A 1,123-nucleotide genomic window follows, 5' to 3' on the forward strand; every position below is an offset into this window, starting at 1 on the left:
ACCATCGTCTGATGGTTATCAAAAAACTTGCAAAAGCGGTGACTCAACTGGCCACTCCACTGATGATAGAGGTGCTGATACATCAAAAAATGACAAAGCCAATCCAAAAAGGGGCTATCTGGTTGTTCACCCTCGGTCTCTTGGGCATAGACTGGCTGATCGATCTTTCCCTTATCCCGGCCATGGATCGGGAAGCGGATTTTCGTTTCCATAGTGGCCAGTATGATTACTCTGTTACATGGATCTTGCTGGCATTCCCGGGTGTATTCGGTGCCCATCGTATGTACCCGGGTAAATGGATATCCGGGATTTTGTATCTGTTTACCATTGGTTTTCTTGGCCCTGGTGTTATTTACGATTTTTGGACGTTAAACGACCAGATCTCGATTAAAAACAGTGCGAATAGTTCTGCATCAGAAAACTGAAAAAGTGGGTTAAAAATTTTAGGCCAAGAATTTAGAGGCAGGTTTTTAATCTTGAACTCGTTCAAGATTCAAGACCCGCCCCCCGGTTTCGCTTCTGAGGTTTGCGCCCAAGCTGCCCTGTGAATCCAACAGTGTGTTGAGTTCCGGCCGTATCACTCTGGCAGGCTGTCATCCATGACCAGTCCTAAAAGCAGTCAATCAAATCTGGGAAATCACCCCATCCTGCCGATGACCTTCCGCCAGCCAGGCAATCCGGGCAAGTTGATAGGCCCGCAGCTCTTTGTAAAAAGGGTGCTTCGCGTCCAGCTTCAGGTGGGTAATGGAATTGACCATCATATTCTCGCTCACTTTCGCGGGTGGCTTACAGGCAAGGGCCAGACCGCCTTCAACACCCAGATAGTGAGCATCAACCACTTTTAGCCGGGTGTCTTTTTTGAGCTTAACAGTCGTCTTGTCGTCCAAACGCAAAGTGGTAAGCAGTGCTTTACCGGGAGTCGCCGTCATGGGTAGATAGGGTTTCAGGCGTTCTATCAAGTCAAGAACGTAGTCCTGTTCTTTTGGATTCATACAGCAGCATCCATCGTTGATATAACGTTATGAGAGATTGACTCACGGGGTGAATCAATCCAGGAGGCTGTCCGAAAATAGACTGCCCTACGCGGCAACTGCTCCTGCGTTGCTCTGGCGACTGCATCCAT

General features: G+C 48.4%; 2 protein-coding genes. One reads left to right on the forward strand and one right to left on the reverse strand.

The annotated features are described in order from the left end of the window. Positions 1–11 precede the first annotated feature (11 nt). On the forward strand, positions 12–425 hold the full coding sequence (locus tag KDK14_RS09140) for a TM2 domain-containing protein (protein ID WP_373691056.1): 414 nt from the start codon (positions 12–14) through the stop codon (positions 423–425). 198 nt (positions 426–623) lie between these two features. Here the strand turns inward: KDK14_RS09140 and KDK14_RS09145 are convergent, their stop codons facing one another. Then, positions 624–992: a hypothetical protein gene (locus tag KDK14_RS09145; RefSeq protein WP_257264789.1), complete on the reverse strand. Its 369-nt coding sequence runs from the start codon at positions 990–992 to the stop codon at positions 624–626. Positions 993–1,123: the final 131 nt, after the last annotated feature.

The organism is Endozoicomonas sp. ONNA2, assembly GCF_024606365.1.
Classification (GTDB): Bacteria; Pseudomonadota; Gammaproteobacteria; order Pseudomonadales; family Endozoicomonadaceae; genus Endozoicomonas.